Here is a 13,307-nt window from a genome sequence, read left to right as displayed (position 1 = left end):
CCTCCCCAAAACTGAAAAACCCCGTCCGCCCCTCTCACACACAGCTCTTCAGAAACAGGTGCGATCGGACCGGAACAGGGGTTTACCGTGTCTCAGGCTTTGCAGGCCTGAGGCGTGGAAGCAGCTTACTTCCTGTCGACAGGCAGCTTGCCTTTCATGTCGGTGACGAGTTTGTGCAGCAGCGCGACCTTCTTTTCAGAGTCAGCGGAAAGCGGCCCGGCCTTGCGTTCGTTTTCAATCTGTTCCAGCTGGTTGATGGCCTCATCCAGCGTCTCGCTTTCCACTTCAAACGCCCCGGCCTGCGGGGTACGTTCGGCATGGTGCTCTTCCAGGGCCTTATTGCGCAGGTGGTTGAAGTCCTTGGAGAGGGTGGAAAGTTCAGAAGCCAGGTGACGCAGGGCCTTCTCGTCGGTCATGTTCGCGCTCATCAATTCATCCTTCGGCCAGCTGCCGGCCTCAATGCGTAAAGGGATCCCCGTTCCGTCTGCCGGTCGTGCCAGACACCTGGCATCCGGACACGGAACGTGACGGTTGATTGTGCAGAAGTAGTAGGAAGAGGCGCGCAACGTCAAGGAAACAGCGCCCCCTGCTGCAAGCACGCCCGCAAAAAGCGGAAAGAGGGCCTCCCTCCGAAGAGAAAGACCCCCTTTTTGCAAAAAGCGTTTCCGTTTTTCAGCGGTTGCCGGGCAGACCCAGCGCCAGCGGATCCCCTTTGAGGGGAGCCAGGCGTTCAGCGGAAAGCTTGTCCGGATTCAGGCCTTTGGGCACCTGACCCGAAACGGAGCCATGCGGATCGATCACGTATTTGTAAGGCGATCCTTCAGCAAACAGCTGGTAAGCCTCAGGCACCTCATCAAGGGTGATGATGGTCGTGTTCAGCATCGGCGTCAGGTACGGCATGCGGTCATACAGGATGGCCTGCATAAGCCCGTAATTGTAGTTCATCGTCGGCGACTGGCCTGCAGACATCCGCGGCGACTTGATCCAGGCCTGCGCCCATTCCGTTTCCATCGAGCCGGACTTGTAATCAGCCTTGCTGGCGAGCGGATTGGCGCAATAGACGCCAACAGTGCTGGTCATGCCGCCGAAGCGGACATATTTGAGCAGGGCAGAAGTGACCGAGTTTTCCACCGGCACATTGGCCTCGGGCCCGAAGCCACGGCAATCGACGCCGACGTAATCAATCACGCGGTCAACCGTGCGGCTGCCGGTAATGCGCTCAAGGTGGTCCTCGATCGGCATGCCATCAGAAAGGTTGATGGTCTCAACGCCATGCGGCTTGAGAAGGTCCAGCCTCTCCTGCAGGTAATCGGCCACGATGATGGCGCCATAGCCAAGCAGCTTGGCAACAGCAGCGCCACAGCGCCCGACAGGGCCGGCACCGAAGATCAGAACGCTCTGGCCCACGCCGAAGGAAGGTGCGGCAGGCCAATCCGGCGAAGCAAAGCCGTGGAAGGCAGTCGGCAGGATGTCGGACAGGAGCGTCAGATCACGAATCTTGGCCATGGCCGCAGATTTGTCGGGGAACTTCAGCAGGTTGAAGTCGGCATAGGGGACCATCAGATAGTCACCCTGGCCGCCGGCCCAGCCGCTGGCCGTGTCCAGGGATTTCACATCCGGGCCGAGATTGAAGCCGTAAGCGCCGCAATCGACGTGCTGGGTGGCTTTATCAATGACAAAGGTCTGGTCGCCATTGACGTTTTCACAGACATCGGTGCGCATGTGACGGCAGTTGTTGCAGCGCCCGCAAGCCACATTGAAAGGCACTGAAACGAGATCGCCCTTCTTGATGAACTCGACGTCTGATCCGACCTCGATTACCTCACCCGTCATCTCGTGACCCATGGTCATTCCCGGCGGCACGGCGAAAGAGCCGCGATAGATGTGCAGGTCACTGCCGCAGATGTTGGTGGTAATGATCTTTACGATGACGGCATGCGGCGCCTTCTTGCCGTTGGGCATCGTAAGTTCAGGGTATTTGTAAGTATCAACCTGCATCTTTAGCGGGCTGTGGAAAGTAACCAAGCGATTCCCGGTAGCTGACATTTCATACTCCGTTTAAAAATATCTCTGAAATGAGTATTTTTATTTTGGCCATTTTTTATTTTGGCCAATAATACGAAATGACTTCAACCACTAATCTACAACGGTGATTCGTGATTCGGCAACGGGGTTTAATATTAAAGTATTTTAACCCATGAATTTATCATGCTTAGTACTAATTTACTTATTTTATACATGTATTATAATGGTTGATTACTGGTCGGACTGCTTGTTCGGGCATTCCTTAAGAGCTGACAAGCTGAGACAGACTGCACCCGCAGGACAACAGGCAAAGCAGGCAAGCTGCAACTGCCCGTCCACCGACCAGGCAGAGCATCAACTTAACCGAATTGTCTGAAGCTGGTGCGAGAGAGGGGACTCGAACCCCTATGCCTTGCGGCGGTCGATTTTGAGTCGACTGCGTCTACCGTTCCGCCACTCTCGCCTGTGCAGGGGCAGGCCCCTGGCACCACCTCCTGTTTCTGCCCTTTCCCGCAAGGCGGGCGGCTCTGTACAGGGAGGAATCTGAAGGGCGCGACCATAACAACGCCCAGCAGGGTTGACAAGCTGAGCCCCTCAGCCAGTCAGCGGCGGCAGGGTCTGACCGCTCATCAGCAGCAGGTTGCGCACAGCTGCCCCCGACGCCCCCTTGCCGAGATTGTCGAGCCGCGCCGTCAGCACAGCCTGCCCGCCACGACCGTGCACCCGCAGCTCCATGCGGTCATCGCCGGCCAGGCTGTCAGCAAGCAGCTCTGTCCCTGTTTCCTCAGCATGGATCACCCGCACCACACTTTCCGCTCCGTCAGGCGTTTCGTCAGGATAAGCTTCCTGCAGGATCCGGCGGAGATCGGATACCGAGGGGCAGCCTGGCAGATGCACGAGGTGCAGGGGGATGGAGACGATCATGCCCTGGGGGAAATGCCCCACTGAGGGCACGAACAGAGGCTGGTGGGCCAGGCCGCTGTACTGCGTGATTTCCGGCAGGTGCTTGTGCTGCAGGTCCAGCCCGTAGAGCTTGAAAGCGGGCCCGCCATCGCGTGCGTGGGCTTCGATCATTTTTTTGCCGCCGCCGCTATAGCCGGAAACGGCGTTGATGGACACCGCAGCCTCAGCCGGCAGCACACCGGCCTGCACCAGTGGGCGCAGCAGAGCGATGGCCCCTGTCGCATAACAGCCGGGATTGCTGACATGCCTGGCGTGGCGGATCCGGCCTGCCTGCCCGCTCTCAAGTTCCGGCAGCCCGTAAACCCAGCCCTTGCTCACCCGGTGCGCCGTGCTCGCATCGAGAAAGCGCGTGCCTGATCCCTCCCCCAGTGCCACAGCTTCGCGCGCCGCATCGTCAGGCAGGCACAGAACGGTGATGTCGGCCTGCTCCATCATGGCAAAGCGGGCTTCGGGGTCCTTGCGCAATCCTGGGTGAATTTTCAGGCACTCGATAGCGCAGGAGGCTGGCAGGGCTTCAAGACGCTGCCTGATGCCAAGCCCGGTCGTGCCCGCTTCACCGTCAATGAAAACACGCGTCTTGCGGGGAAGAATGCGGGACCCCATGAAACAGATTCTCCTGTCGGGATGGTTCATTAATGTGACGTGATCGAACCATGAAACCCAGGTGAAAACCAGTCCTGTGCACAGCGCCGCCGCTCAGGCTCTGTCCCCGGGGCCGGAAAGGGGCAGAACATGCGGATGGCGGCGGCGTTCATAGAGAAACATGCGTGTGGCATTGCGCATGAAGGTCTCCACATGGGCCATGCCGATGCTGCCCAGCACGATCCGTGAAGGCAGGTTATCCTCCCGCGCGATGCCGATCACGCGATCAGCGCCGTTCTCCAGCACGAAGGCAAGGGCACGCCCCGCTGCCTCACGCGCCACACCCCGGCCCGAGGCGGTGGGGAAAAGAGCGATGCGCAAGGCCAGTCCCCGCCCGTCAGGCCGATCGTGGACACCGGTCATTCCCAGGAAAACACCCTTTTCGCGGATGGTGAAGATGCCGAAGCCCCGCGCACCCCAGAAGGCCACGTCCTGGGCCATTTCCCGCTCCGCTTCCATACGGCTGCGCACCCCGCCCAACATGCGGCCGAATGCGCCGGCATGCGCCTTGAGCCGGGCCATGTCTTCCATATCCTGCCATCCGACAGGGCCCAGAACCAAACGCGCCGTGTGCAGTTCAAGCCGCCGCACCCCGTCTCCCTTCCGCTGTTGAGACCCAGCCCCTTCCGGGCACTGACAGTTCAGAACCCGCGTTCAGCGTCTGCCCTTAGGCTCGGGGAACTCAGCGCGCGATGGGGCGGTAGCGGATCCGGCTCGGCTCAGTTGCATCCGGACCGAGGCGCCGGCGCTTGTCTTCTTCGTAATCCTCGAAATTGCCTTCAAACCATTCCACGTGGCTGTCGCCCTCAAAAGCCAGGATATGGGTGGCCAGACGGTTGAGGAACCAGCGGTCATGGGTGATGACCACGGCACAGCCGGCGAAGTTGGCCAGGGCATCTTCAAGGGCGCGCAGAGTGTCGACGTCCAGGTCGTTGGTCGGCTCATCGAGCAGGATGACGTTGTTGTCCTCCTTGAGCATCTTGGCCAGGTGCACGCGGTTGCGCTCACCGCCCGACAGCACGCCGACGCGCTTCTGCTGGTCGGATCCCTTGAAGTTGAAGGCGCCGACATAGGCACGTGAAGGAACGGTGCGCTTGCCGAGATGGATCACGTCCGTGCCGCCCGAGATCTCTTCCCAGACCGTCTTGTTGTCATCAAGGGTGTGACGCGACTGGTCCACATAACCGAGCTTGACCGTATCTCCGACCCGCAGCTCGCCCTCATCAGGCTTCTCAAGGCCGGTGATCATCTTGAACAGGGTGGATTTGCCTGCGCCATTGGCGCCGATCACCCCGACAATGCCGCCAGGGGGCAGCTTGAAATTCAGCCCGTCGATCAGCTCGCGGTCCCCGAAGCCCTTGCTGAGATTCTCCGCCTCGATCACCGTGCCGCCCAGGCGGGGGCCCGGCGTGATGACGATCTCGGCCGTGCCGCCGGCATTCTCCTGCCCGGCAGCCAGCATTTCCTCATAACGGGTGATACGCGCCTTGCTCTTGGCCTGGCGGGCCTTGGGCGAGCTTGCAATCCACTCCTGCTCTGCCGCCAGGGCACGCTGGCGGGAGCTCTCCTCTTTCTCCTCCTGCTCCAGGCGCTTGCGCTTCTGCGACAGCCAGGAGGAATAATTGCCTTCAAACGGATAGCCGCGCCCGCGCTCGATCTCGAGAATCCAGTTGGTCACATTGTCGAGGAAGTAGCGGTCATGGGTGATGACCATGACTGTGCCCTGATAATCGCGCAGGGTTTTCTCCAGCCAGGCGACGCTTTCAGCATCGAGATGGTTGGTGGGCTCATCAAGCAGCAGCAGGTCCGGCTTTTCGAGCAGCAGGCGGCACAGCGCGACACGGCGTTTTTCGCCACCCGAAAGATGGGTGACCGGGCTGTCAGCAGGAGGGCAGCGCAGGGCGTCCAGAGCGATTTCAAGCTTGCGATCGAGCTCCCAGCCGTCACCCGCATCGATCTTTTCCTGCAGTTCCGCCTGCTCGGCCAGCAGGGCGTTCATCTCGTCATCGCTCATCGGCTCGGCGAATTTCATCGAGATCTCATTGAAGCGGTCAACCGCCTTCTTGAGGTCACCGAAACCCTGCGCGGCATTCTCACCGACCGTCAGATTTGGGTCGAGCTGCGGCTCCTGCTCCAGGTAGCCGACGCGCACGCCTTCAGCCGCCCAGGCTTCGCCGCCATATTCCTTTTCAACCCCGGCCATGATCTTGAGCAGGGTGGACTTGCCCGCGCCGTTCACGCCCAGAACGCCGATCTTGGCCCCTGGCACGAAAGACAGCGTAATGCCTTTGAAGACTTCGCGCCCGCCCTGATAGGCCTTGGTCAGGTCCTTCATGACATAAACATACTGGTAAGCGGCCATGAGGGATCTCCTTGAAAGTCACGCCCGTAAAAAAAGCGTGAATGATGTGGCGGCGGATGCGGAACCGTCGGGATAACGCTTTCAGCCCGGAGAAAGGCAGCGCTGGCAGAAGCCACTGGCAGCAGACACGGGACCGTCAAACGGAACTGCAGCCTGTTTTGGCCGACTGCCGGCTGCAGCTGGGGTACGCGGGTCCCGAATGCCTCCTGCAGCACGCCCTGCGCCCGGCAGGACTTGAACCCGCAACCAAGCCGTTATGAGCGGCCAGCTCTAACCAGTTGAGCTACGGGCGCACAGGCGTGGCAGGAAATTGCGCAATATAGGAAGATTTTTCAAGCCTGTTTTTGCAGTGCCGGCCTCCGCCGGGGCGCCCGCAAAGAGGCTGATACTGGCATCCGGTGGAAAGATGAGGGTAGAAACTAGAACCCATGGTCGGTCTGTAGCTTGCCAGCGCCCACTGCCCTGGCAGGCACAGGCGGGCCGACGGAATGCCGTCCGGTCTCAGGTCCGGACGAAGGTGTCCTTTTTTTCTACGTTTATGAACAGGTGCAGCACATCATGGATCTCTCCAAGATTTCCCCCGGCAAGAACGTGCCGGAAGACGTCAATGTCGTTATTGAAATTCCCCAGGGCTCACAGGTCAAATATGAGGTGGACAAGGACAGTGGCGCGCTCTTTGTCGATCGCTTCCTGTTCACCCCGATGGCCTATCCGGCGGCTTACGGCTTCATCCCCAACACGCTGGCTGCCGACGGCGACCCGGTGGATGCGCTCGTCCTGACCCCTGATGCGGTCGTGCCGGGCTGCGTGATCCGGGCGCGGCCCATCGGCATGCTGAAAATGGAAGATGAAAGCGGTCAGGATGAAAAGATCATCTGCGTGCCCCACGACAAGGTCCATCCCCTGTATCATGACGTGAAATCCGTTGATGGCCTACCGGAGATCACGCGCCAGGCGATCGGCCATTTCTTCGAGCGTTACAAGGACCTGGAACCCGGCAAGTGGGTCAAAGTTTCGGGGTGGGCCGACAAGGCGGCAGCCGAAAAGACCATTCAGGAAGGCATTGCCGCAGCTGCTAAAGAAAAATCGGCCGGCAAGTAACGGCCGGGCAGCCTATCGCAACGCCAGGCAGTCCTGCCGCTCACAGCCCCTGACCGCTTCCCGCGGTTCAGGGGCTGTTTTCTCCGGGGGTATTTCCCCAGGGTGATTTCCCTGGACTGATTTCCAACACCTCTTTCACGGCTTTATCGGCGCGTCCACGCATCTGTGGCCTGAAAGTGACGATTATGTGAGACAGGGCGCCTACAGGGTTTTTCCCCTGTTCTCACCTGCAAAAGCAGTTATGTTGCGGCCTGAGACCCCTCTTTTGCTGTCCCAGGACAGCGTGCCTCGGTTCTGCCGGTCCCCAGGGACAAGACAAACGGTACCCCCCAAGCAGAAAGGAGAGATCCGTGCCAGCCTCAGCGCCGCGTTTTCTCGCCCGGACTGCGTTGCGGATTCTCCTGTCCTTCTCCCTGCTGGTGGTCCTGGTCCTTCTGAACCTGCTCCGCCTTGCGGCGGGTCTCAGTTTTCAGACCTCACTGATCTCCCAAGCCTATAGTGCAGGTAGTGCAGGTGCAGGCCGCCCGCCTCTGCCCACAACTGCCCAGCTCGACCGGGTTTCAGGCACGCATGCTTTTGTAGCCCCGATGGTGCCGCAGGTTTTCCGGCCGCTTGTCACCACAGACCTGCCGGAAAACAGGCTCTGGATGCTGTTTCCAAAACAGTCGACCTCTTCACAGGCACCGGCGCGCCTGCCGGATTCCTCTCTGCTGCGCCAGCCCGGTGCCGGCCAGGGCGCAGAAGAGACGCCTGATCTCGGCGCGATCAATTTCATCGCAACTTCTTATTCACATCCCACGCCCCCCTCTTCACTGCCGCTGCTGCAGCCCAACGAGTCTTCCCCTGCCGCTCTCGCAGCAGCCAGGTCCTTTGCCAGAAAGCTGCCAGCCACCCTCCGCGCCGCCTCCTACAGCTCCGATCCCCTGCTGCCCCGCAGGCCGGGCGCGCTGGCCGAGAGTGCGGCGCCCAACATGATCAGCCACATTACGCTGCCCTATAAGCACTGGAAGGTTTACGACCCGGTCCAGTACGGCATTTTTGATGAAAACGGCATGGCGCTCAGCCAGCGCGTCAACCTGCCCCTTGACCAGCAGAACCTGATCAGCGGCGCCCCGCCCCTGCCCAATCCGGAAGCCATCTTCCCCAACATGCACTGGAACAAATGGCTGCGTGACCGCGGCGTGGCGATCATGCTGGACAACACCAATGAATTCGCCGGCGCCATCACCTCACCCCGCAAAGGGCTGGGCCTGAAGCAGGGCGCGAGCAATGCCGGACAATACAGTCTTGAAAATGATATCGACTGGGAAAAACTGGCCGGGCTCAAGGGCTTTGAGACGCATATCATCGGCGTCGGGCGTTACGGCATTCCCGCCAGCCGCATGTTCGGCGACAACATCAACCCAAGCTCCGAGATCTATGGCGGCGGCGGCAACGTCTTCTTCCATCTCGTGTTCTTCTACGGCGAAGAGACGCTGTTCAACGGTCGGCTCAATATCGCAGCAGGGCGCATGTCGATGCTGTGGGATTATTCCAACAGCCCGATCTACTGCAACTTCATGAACAATGCCTTCTGCGGCAATCCCAAGACCTCTACCGATTCCTATACCCGCTCCTCCTATCCCGGAACGGATTGGGGCATACGCGTGCGTGGCCGGCCAACCAACAATATCTACATCCAGGTCGGTGCCTATTTCCCTGACCGGGGGATCTACACGACGCATGAGAACCGGACGGGCTTCAAGTTCAACGGCGCTGAGATCAGCGGCGTCCAGATCCCCGTGGAAGTCGGGTGGGAGCCGCAATTCGGTGCTGACCGCCTGCAGGGCCATTACAAGGTTGGCGCAGCGCCCGACACTTCGCGGCATTTCCTGGGCGTCTACAACCCGCCGGATGCGCGCAACAATGCCAAAGCCAACATGTATACGCCTGACGGCTTTCTGGTACCCGGTACCGGCAGGCTGCGCCATTTCGGCTGGGGCATCTGGGCGCTGGCAGACCAGATGATCCTGCGCCACCATACCCGTGACACGATGGAAGGCGGCCTGATCGCCTTCGCCGGTGCCTACTGGAACAATCCCAGCACCTCCATGCGCGGCAAGCTTTATGAAGTCGGCCTGGTGGATACCGGTTTCTGGCCTTCCCGTCCTCTCGATACGGTAGGGGTCGCGTTCTCCTATACCGGGTCTGACAGATATACGCGGCGCGCGCAGGCCTTTCAGATGGCGCACGGCATGTCGCCGCCCAACGGCACGCCGTTCTGGAACAATGTCGGCGATACCGCCAGCGGGCCGCTGATGTGGGGCTCTTACGGCATCCAACGCTGGGGCAGCACGCTTGAGGCGATGTACCGCATTCACGTCACGCGGGGCGTCACCTTCGCGCCGGACTTCCAGTATTACTTCCACCCCGGCATGCAGCGCCGCCTCAAGGATGCGGCGATGCTGGGCTTCAAGTCACATATCCAGCTTTTCTGAAACCCGGCAGGCATTTCAGCCCACCCCTCCAACAACTTCAACTTCAGTCCTGCGGGAAGCCGGACAGCGTTTCGCGCACATCGCGCTTGAGAACGGGGAGCACATCCGCCTCAAACCAGGGATTGCGCTTGAGCCAGGCATTGTTGCGCCAGGAGGGATGGGGCAGCACGAAGCGCTTCAGGCCCCCCTCAGCCTCGTAGAAATCATGCCAGCGGCTGACAACATTGTTGACCCCTTCGCGCGCCACTTTCGGCCCCAGATGCCAGCGTTGCGCATAAGTGCCCAAAATGACCATAAGGCGGATATCGGGCATCTGCGCGAAAAGCTGATCCCGCCAGGTCTCTGCACATTCGCGGCGCGGCGGCAGGTCGCTCTTGTTGGCGTCATAGCCCGGAAAGCAGAAGCCCATCGGGATCAGTGCCACCTTCCGGCGGTCATAGAATGTCGCATCATCCATGCCCAGCCAGCTGCGCAGGCGCACGCCGGAAGGATCGTTGAACGAGCGCTGCGTGTCATGGGCCCGGATGCCCGGCGCCTGGCCGACAATGCAGATGCGCGCTGTAGGAGAGGCATGGATGATGGGCCGCGGCTCATGGGGCAGGGGCTGGCTGCCCTTGCGCGGATTGTCGCGGCACAAGCGACACTGCCGCAGGCGGGCGACCACGCTTTCGAATGTTTCGTGCCCTTCCCGTCCTCTCGATACGGTGGGTGTCGTCACGGCTCTTCCCCCGTTCCGCTGTACTCTTTTCCTGCGTGCGGGTTTCCTGCGCGCGGGCCCGGGGCCTGCTTGCGCGCCAGCAGCAGCGACGCCTCACGCACGATCTCCCCCAGGACGGCTTCATCAACAGGTGCCTGGCCTGGTTCGGGGTATTGCACCCGCTGGTCAGGCGTGATGACTGCGCCCGGCGTCAGCTGGGCCGGCGTCACCTGCCCCATGCCCAGAACATGAAACACCTTCTGCCCTGCCGCGATCAGGTAGTCAGACACCAAGCGACGATGACAGCGCCACCAGAGCACTTCAGCGCACATGATGGCGGCCCGCCTGCCCCCACCCTCACGCAGCAGGCTCTCAAGCCCGCTGTGGAACTGGTCGGTCAGGGCATAATCGGCGTAACGGTGAAAGCTTTTGTTGGTCCAGTAATCATTGATGGCAGGCGGCACCCCCTGGACCTTGGCGCGCAGGCCGCCCAGAGCTGCAATGCGCGTGTATGAGATCCCGCAAGCGGCCAGGGAGGCCTTCAGGGCCTCGCCGTTGAACTGGGGATTGGCGCGCGACATGGGCATTTTGCGGATATCGACCAGCAATGTGCACCTGACCTCCGGCTGCTGGAGCAGCTCTGTAAAGGCCTCGATGCTCTGGTTCGAATGACCGACCGTGAAAAACGGCGTTTCAGATGTTTCAGACATGCCGTCTTCTCCCAGGCGCCACTTCCGAAGCAGCGCGCCTGCCAGGGTTTTTCACCAGTCTCTCATTTGAGCGTGTAGGACTTCGCCCCTGTGCCGGCCAGGCCGTGGCCATGCACGATCAGATATTCCTCGCGGATGGGACGGCCCGAGAAGAAATCTTCCAGGATTTCCAGCGTGCCTGCCGCATAACGCGCCTGGGCGGAAAGCGACGTGCCTGAAATGTGGGGGGTCATACCGTTGAAGCGCATGTTGCGCCAGGGATGGGCCAGGGGCGCGGGCTCAGGGAACCACACATCGCCCGCATAACCGGCGATATGACCTGCATCAATGGCCTCGATGATCGCCTGCTGGTCCACCAGCCGGGCGCGGGCGCAATTGACGATATAGGTGCCGCGTTTCATCTTCGCCAGCATCTGCGCGTCAATCAGGTTTTCGGTCGATGGATAGAGCGGGATCGACAGGTTGACGATATCAACCGAGCTTACGAGCGATTCGATGGTCGGGTGGAAGGTCAGGCCCAGCCTTTCTTCCACCTCTGCAGGCAGGCGGTGGCGCTGGGTATAGTTGAGCGGCATGCGGAAAGGCTTGAGACGTTCCAGCACGCCCAGCCCGATCCGTCCCGCGCCGATGGTGCCGAAGGACATGCCCTGAATGTCATAGGAGCGCTCGACGCAATCGGCGATATTCCAGACCCCCGCCTGCGAAAGCGTGTGGGACGGCAGGAAATTGCGCACGATCGCCAGGATCGACATCACGATATGCTCCGCCACGCTGTCGCAGTTGGAGCCTGTCACCTCAGCAACCGTGACACCTTTTTCAGCCGCGGCCTTGAGATCCACGTGATCGGAACCGATGCCGGCCGTCAGGGCCAGCTTCAGGTTGCGCGCCTTCTCCAGCCGTTCACGCGTCAGGTAAGCAGGCCAGAAAGGCTGGGAAATAATCACATCGGCTGTCGGCAGATGCTGCTCAAATACTGAATCGGGCGAATCCTTGTCACTCGTAACGATGAACTCATGGCCGTTTTTCTCCATGTAATCGCGCAGACCCAGATTGCCGGAGACGCAGCCCACCAGCTCACCCGGCTTGAAGCCCAGCGGCCCCTGGGGCGTGGGCGCGGTCTGGCCATCAGCATAAACCTTGATTTCCGGAATGCTGTCGCGGGCATAGGGCGGGGGGTAACCCGCCTGGGGGTCGGGGTAGAGAACGCACAATACCTTGGCCATGACGAGCTCCTTTCCTGGCTTGATGTCTTGTTTTTCTGCCCTTTCTGCCGAGCTGACACTTTTTGGGGTTTCAGCGCAGGCGACCCCGGCAGACCGGCACGAGGGCGTGTTTTCAACTTTCCAACATGGGTTTTGCCCTGACAATGAGCAATGCTCCGGCAGGGAAATCCCGAGAGGCCGCGCTGTTCTGAAGCCCTTGTGCAGATTGGCATGGCCCCTCAAAATGGCCCGTCAGCCAGAAGCTGCCATAAAGTTCCCCTAGGTGGGAGCGCTACCTCTTGCAGGTCTCACAAATTCAACCAGTCCGGAAACCGTCTCTTGCAGCCTTCCCCACCGCGTTACAGACCGTTCTTTCGGCAGCCTCCGCCGCTCTTGCGCTCTGCACTGCTGGGAACGCTTCTGGGCGCGCTCTTCGCCCTGCCTTTCGTCTGGCGCGGCGTCTGCGTTCTTCCGCCACCGCCGCCCAAACCCCCGGCACCTCCGCCTCCCAGGCCGGCACCGCTTCCGCCACCGCCCAAACCGCTGCCTGCAGTGCCCCCCAAACCTCCTGTGCCTCCTGCCCCGCCCAAGCCAGTGGTCAAGCCGAAACCCGTGGTGGTGCCCAAACCTCCTGCGCCTAAACCCCCGCCGCCCAAGCCGCTACCGCCCAAGCCGGTCTCAAAACCCGAACCGCTGCCTCTGGACAAATGGCGCCAGCATGACACCTCTTTCCTCGACGGATGCTGGAACAGGCGCACCCATATGGTGACCCATGACGTCGATACCGGTGAGGCCAGTGCGGTCGGCAGCTGGCGTCTCTGCTTCAACACGCGCGGGCAGACAGGCACGGAAACGCTGATCTGGAAAAACGGCGGCATCTGCCAGGGCCCGCTCAAGACCCATTTCGAGGGCAATATCCTGGTGATTGACGCAGGCTTCTGCCCGGCCAAGGTCGGCGACCGGAACTTCCTGCCAGCCCAGTTCCGCTGCACGCGGCTGGACGCCCAACATGCCTCCTGCCCCTCGGTCAACAAGGAAGATGGCTCTCCCATCCACTTCCCGGGCGGCCACGACCCCGTGGAAGGCCTGTTCGAGCGCATCAGCGGCCCGCATCTGAAAGGACGCTGA

Annotated in this window: 11 protein-coding genes and 2 tRNA genes; 3 read left to right on the top strand and 10 right to left on the bottom strand. The window is 60.9% G+C overall.

The window, feature by feature from the left end; all coding sequences use genetic code 11:
- Positions 1-125: 125 nt before the first annotated feature.
- From E3E11_RS05060 to E3E11_RS05030, 7 genes are all read right to left on the bottom strand, one after another.
- Positions 126-416 carry a hypothetical protein gene (locus tag E3E11_RS05060; protein ID WP_141451445.1) on the bottom strand — a complete coding sequence of 97 codons (291 nt, stop codon included), beginning with the start codon at positions 414-416 and terminating at the stop codon, positions 126-128.
- A gap of 256 nt (positions 417-672) precedes the next feature.
- Positions 673-1,998 carry an alcohol dehydrogenase catalytic domain-containing protein gene (locus tag E3E11_RS05055; RefSeq protein ID WP_231118834.1) on the bottom strand — a complete coding sequence of 442 codons (1,326 nt, stop codon included), beginning with the start codon at positions 1,996-1,998 and terminating at the stop codon, positions 673-675.
- Between the two features lie 406 nt (positions 1,999-2,404).
- Positions 2,405-2,488, bottom strand: a tRNA-Leu gene (locus E3E11_RS05050).
- Between the two features lie 131 nt (positions 2,489-2,619).
- Entirely contained in the window at positions 2,620-3,591 is a 972-nt protein-coding gene (argC, locus tag E3E11_RS05045) for an N-acetyl-gamma-glutamyl-phosphate reductase (protein ID WP_141451443.1), read from the bottom strand.
- Positions 3,592-3,684: 93 nt separating this feature from the next.
- A complete protein-coding gene (locus tag E3E11_RS05040) occupies positions 3,685-4,161 on the bottom strand; it encodes a GNAT family N-acetyltransferase (protein ID WP_407938690.1) in 477 nt (158 codons plus the stop codon).
- 151 nt (positions 4,162-4,312) lie between these two features.
- Positions 4,313-5,992, bottom strand: a complete 1,680-nt coding sequence (gene ettA, locus E3E11_RS05035) for an energy-dependent translational throttle protein EttA (RefSeq protein WP_141451441.1) — start codon at positions 5,990-5,992, stop codon at positions 4,313-4,315.
- Positions 5,993-6,211: 219 nt separating this feature from the next.
- Positions 6,212-6,285: transfer RNA gene (locus E3E11_RS05030), tRNA-Ile, on the bottom strand.
- A 265-nt stretch (positions 6,286-6,550) separates the two neighbouring features.
- Between E3E11_RS05030 and ppa the strand changes: the two genes are divergently transcribed.
- Both ppa and E3E11_RS05020 read left to right on the top strand, forming a co-directional pair.
- Complete coding sequence (ppa, locus tag E3E11_RS05025; RefSeq protein WP_141451440.1) at positions 6,551-7,093, top strand: inorganic diphosphatase; 543 nt, start codon at positions 6,551-6,553, stop codon at positions 7,091-7,093.
- A 350-nt stretch (positions 7,094-7,443) separates the two neighbouring features.
- Complete coding sequence (locus E3E11_RS05020) at positions 7,444-9,570, top strand: carbohydrate porin (RefSeq protein ID WP_231118833.1); 2,127 nt, start codon at positions 7,444-7,446, stop codon at positions 9,568-9,570.
- Positions 9,571-9,613: 43 nt separating this feature from the next.
- Here E3E11_RS05020 and E3E11_RS05015 read toward each other — a convergent pair whose 3' ends face one another.
- From E3E11_RS05015 to E3E11_RS05005, 3 genes are all read right to left on the bottom strand, one after another.
- The gene (locus tag E3E11_RS05015; RefSeq protein ID WP_141451439.1) at positions 9,614-10,288 is read right to left on the bottom strand and encodes a uracil-DNA glycosylase family protein; all 675 of its coding nucleotides are present in this window, start codon (positions 10,286-10,288) and stop codon (positions 9,614-9,616) included.
- Positions 10,285-10,977, bottom strand: a complete 693-nt coding sequence (locus tag E3E11_RS05010; protein WP_141451438.1) for a DUF488 domain-containing protein — start codon at positions 10,975-10,977, stop codon at positions 10,285-10,287. The genes E3E11_RS05015 and E3E11_RS05010 overlap by 4 nt, the downstream gene beginning before the upstream one ends.
- Before the next feature lie 62 nt (positions 10,978-11,039).
- Positions 11,040-12,200 carry an NAD-dependent formate dehydrogenase gene (locus E3E11_RS05005; protein WP_141451437.1) on the bottom strand — a complete coding sequence of 387 codons (1,161 nt, stop codon included), beginning with the start codon at positions 12,198-12,200 and terminating at the stop codon, positions 11,040-11,042.
- 372 nt (positions 12,201-12,572) lie between these two features.
- Between E3E11_RS05005 and E3E11_RS05000 the strand changes: the two genes are divergently transcribed.
- Positions 12,573-13,307, top strand: coding sequence for a hypothetical protein (locus E3E11_RS05000; protein WP_141451436.1), 735 nt, complete (start codon positions 12,573-12,575; stop codon positions 13,305-13,307).

Source organism: Oecophyllibacter saccharovorans, assembly GCF_006542375.1.
Taxonomy (GTDB): Bacteria; Pseudomonadota; Alphaproteobacteria; order Acetobacterales; family Acetobacteraceae; genus Oecophyllibacter; species Oecophyllibacter saccharovorans.
The sequence above is the reverse complement of the archived record's forward strand: the minus strand, read 5'-3'. Positions and strand labels throughout refer to the sequence as shown.